Source organism: uncultured Corynebacterium sp. (genome assembly GCF_945649885.1).
Lineage (GTDB): Bacteria > Actinomycetota > Actinomycetes > Mycobacteriales > Mycobacteriaceae > Corynebacterium.
The window spans coordinates 1-3,065 of record NZ_CALZFS010000193.1 but is presented as its reverse complement, the minus strand read 5'-3'; the positions used below and the strand labels follow the sequence as shown (position 1 = coordinate 3,065).

The window sequence follows — 3,065 nt, the reverse complement described above, 5'->3', positions numbered from 1 at the left end:
TGCGAACGGCTTGTCCGGCCGGGGGAAAGCGCCTACTTTGAGACCTGAATCACTGACATGGAAAGGCTCTCGAAAATATGTCGCTCCCACACTTCGCTCCGACCCAGGGGCAGAACTCCCCACTCCATTTCCCCGAATACCGCACCACCATTAAAAGAAACCCCAGCAATGACCTCATCATGATCCCCAACCGCGTCGGGGAGAGCTCCGGCCCGCTATTCGGCGAGAGCGATCTCGGCGGTATTGATAATGACATGACCCTGGTCAATGGTGGCGAGGCAATCGGCCAGCGCATCTTTGTCCATGGTCGGGTTCTCGGTTTTGACGGCAAGCCGGTGCCACACACCCTGGTGGAAGCCTGGCAGGCCAATGCCGCAGGCCGTTACCGTCACAAGAATGACTCCTGGCCAGCCCCGCTGGACCCCCACTTCAACGGTGTCGCCCGCACACTGACTGACAAGGATGGTCATTACCACTTCTACACCGTCATGCCGGGAAATTACCCATGGGGCAATCACCACAATGCCTGGCGTCCCGCCCATATTCACTTTTCACTGTATGGGCGACAGTTCACGGAGCGTCTGGTCACCCAGATGTACTTCCCCAATGACCCGTTGTTCTTCCAGGATCCGATTTACAACGCGGTGCCCAAGGGGGCACGCGAGCGCATGATCGCCGCCTTTGATTATGACGAGACCCGCGAGAACTTCGCCCTGGGTTATAAATTCGACATTGTTCTCCGGGGCCGCAACGCCACCCCATTTGAATAGGTCACCTTTTTAACCCCATAGAGATAAGGAAGTACATCCCATGATTGATACAGGGAAAAACGGCGAGTTCCGTTATGAGCAGTCGAATATTCTTGATCAGGACGGAGCAGAACCTGGGATCACCCCCTCCCAGACCGTTGGCCCCTATGTCCACATTGGTCTGACCCTGGAGGGTGCAGAGAATCTGGTGGATGCAGGGGCAGAGGGGGCAGTGGAACTGGTCCTGTCAGTCGTCGATGGTTCCGGAGAACCGATTGCTGATGCCATGTTTGAAATCTGGCAGTCAAACCCGGATGGCATTCATAATTCTGACCTGGACCCACGTCGCACCAGCCCCGCCACCGTGGATGGTTTCCGTGGTCTCGGGCGGGCCATGGCGGATGCCACAGGCACCGCCACCTTCACCACACTCACCCCGGGTGCCTTCGATGATGAGGCACCGCACTTCAAGATCAGCGTCTTCGCCCGCGGCATGCTTGAGCGACTGTACACCCGTGCCTACCTGCCGGAGGCGGACCTCAGTGGCGATCCCGTCCTGGCGGCAGTGCCGGAACAACGACGTGAATTATTGATCGCCACCCGGACGGAGAAGGGCTACCGTTTGGATATCACAGTCCAGTCCTCCACCCCTGATAAGGAAACCCCCTTCTTCGCCCTCTGATACAGCAGGATGAAAAGACTTAGGTAGCCACCACAGGTAGTCAACACTGAGAGAAAACCATGACCCGTTCCCTCTATTCTGATCTTGCCGGAGCTTCGGCTGCGCACCAGTACCTTTCTGATGAGGCTTTCCTCCGGGGACTGCTCACCGTGGAGGCTGCGTTATCAGTGGCAGCCGCACGGGCCGGGGCAATCTCGGCGGAGGATGCTGCCACAGCCAGCGCGACGATCGCCGCTTATCAATTGGATCCGGAGGACATCGCCCGGAAATCAGCAGAGGGCGCAAACCCGACTATCCCACTGGTTGCGGCACTCAAAGCCAGCAACCCCACCGGTATCCATCCCGGTGCAACGAGCCAGGACATCATTGACACCTCTCTGATGCTCTGTCTGCGTGATGCCTCCCACGAGATTGCAGCGGATCTGGGGAGATTGGCACAGACGCTGGCGGATCTGACAAGGCGGCATCGGGATACTCCGATGATGGCACACACCCTGGGACAACAGGCTGTACCGACGACCTTCGGTTGCATCACCGCGGGGTGGCTGCAGGCCATCATGCGGGTGCAGCAGGGACTCCGGGACCTGAAATTTGAGGTGTCCTATGGGGGTGCGGCAGGAACCATGACTGCCACCCATCCCCATGGCTTTGCCATCCAGGAGGCGTTGGCCGATGAATTGGGTCTGCATGACTCCGGCCTGATCTGGCACAGTGACCGGATCCCACTCACCACGATTGCTGCCGCCTGGGCGACCGCCGCGGGTGCGGTCCGCAAGATTGCCGGGGACATCATTTTCCTATCTGCCTCCGAGGTCATGGAACTCCGGGAAGCCCAGCCGGGGGGAAGCTCTGCCATGCCGCATAAGGCGAACCCGGCTGCCGCGATCGCCTGTGATGGTTATGCTCGACGCGCGCCGGGCCTGCTGGCCACGCTTTTCGACGCCCTCGACTGCCGTCTCCAGCGCGGGACCGGTAGTTGGCATGCGGAGTGGCAGAGCATCCGGGAACTGGGGGCGGTCACAGCTTCAGCGGTGGGCAGGGCCCTGCGCAGTCTGGATGGCATCGTGGTGGATACCGAACGCATGCGGGATCATCTCAGTGGCACAGATGTGGGGCATGCACCAGACATCGCTGATCATGTATTGAACATCTATGGAAGGAACAACTAATGGGTATGTATGAGGATGGTCGTGCAGCGGCCTATGACGCAGGTATGAAAAACCGTCGTGCAGTTCTGGGAGATGCCCATGTGGATGCGGCCCTGCAGAAGCAGACGGATGTGACGCAACCTTTTCAGGATTTCATCACCCGCACCGCGTGGGGTGATGTGTGGCAGCGTGAGGGACTGGACCATACCCAACGTCGTCTGATCACCATCGCCATTCTCACCGCAGTGGGAAATGATGGTGAACTGGACATGCATATCCGTGCTGCCCTACGCGCCGGAGTGGATGCGGAGAGCATCGGAGAGGTTTTGCTCCATACTGCTATTTATGCGGGTGTACCGAATTCCAACCATGCTTTCAAACTGCTTGATAAAGCTGTCAAGGATGTGAAAGAGAACTAATTGTGGCGTTTCTGCTTAAGCCTGATCGGCGATGACATCGGTACCCCCTGCTATGCCGGGAGCTGAA

At 58.5% G+C, this 3,065-nt stretch carries 4 protein-coding genes; all 4 read left to right on the top strand.

Annotated features, from left to right (window positions below; translation table 11 throughout):
* Nucleotides 1-77: 77 nt before the first annotated feature.
* The 4 genes from pcaH to pcaC are packed head-to-tail and all read left to right on the top strand — an operon-like array spanning nt 78 to nt 2,998.
* Nucleotides 78-770 carry a protocatechuate 3,4-dioxygenase subunit beta gene (gene pcaH, locus Q0M74_RS13615; RefSeq protein ID WP_293955359.1) on the top strand — a complete coding sequence of 231 codons (693 nt, stop codon included), beginning with the start codon at nt 78-80 and terminating at the stop codon, nt 768-770.
* Between the two features lie 40 nt (nt 771-810).
* Nucleotides 811-1,431 carry a protocatechuate 3,4-dioxygenase subunit alpha gene (gene pcaG, locus Q0M74_RS13610; protein WP_293955357.1) on the top strand — a complete coding sequence of 207 codons (621 nt, stop codon included), beginning with the start codon at nt 811-813 and terminating at the stop codon, nt 1,429-1,431.
* 59 nt (nt 1,432-1,490) lie between these two features.
* Nucleotides 1,491-2,600, top strand: coding sequence for a 3-carboxy-cis,cis-muconate cycloisomerase (gene pcaB / locus Q0M74_RS13605; RefSeq protein ID WP_293955356.1), 1,110 nt, complete (start codon nt 1,491-1,493; stop codon nt 2,598-2,600).
* A complete protein-coding gene (pcaC, locus tag Q0M74_RS13600) occupies nt 2,600-2,998 on the top strand; it encodes a 4-carboxymuconolactone decarboxylase (RefSeq protein WP_293955355.1) in 399 nt (132 codons plus the stop codon). Before pcaB ends, pcaC begins: the two co-directional genes overlap by 1 nt.
* Nucleotides 2,999-3,065 lie beyond the last annotated feature (67 nt).